Raw genomic sequence first — 368 nt, 5'->3', positions numbered from 1 at the left:
CGGCACCCTTTTTTCGTTCTTTATTTTGTAGAGATGATTTGGCCGCCACCGGGGATTTTTTAGTTTTGTCCTAATGACCAGACGTTGTTCAGCCTCGGTCATTTCTGGCGGCTCATCACATCGCGGTTCATTCTTCCGGAATGTCATCCAGTCTCCCCGAATTACTCATTTCATGCAGCGATGACACGATGTCACTGACAGGCGTAACAACGCCCCGACGCTGGCTGGTCAGAATATCGGTTTCAGCTCTGAGTTTATCTCTGGCGGCGTTGATTCTTTCCCGGTCAGCACGAAGTTTTGGTGCTGTCTCAGCCAGGACGTCCAGCGTCAGCAATGAGCGTTCAATTGACTCGATACGGGCAATATTC

At 50.3% G+C, this 368-nt stretch carries 1 protein-coding gene; it reads right to left on the bottom strand.

Annotation, left to right across the window (positions count from 1 at the left end; translation table 11 throughout):
* Nucleotides 1–127 precede the first annotated feature (127 nt).
* A partial coding sequence (locus tag Y887_RS19740) for a terminase (RefSeq protein ID WP_084726106.1) occupies nt 128–368 on the bottom strand: 241 nt, incomplete at its 5' end.

Source organism: Xanthomonas pisi DSM 18956 (assembly GCF_001010415.1).
Taxonomy (GTDB): Bacteria; Pseudomonadota; Gammaproteobacteria; order Xanthomonadales; family Xanthomonadaceae; genus Xanthomonas; species Xanthomonas pisi.
This window is presented reverse-complemented; position numbering and strand designations above follow the sequence as displayed.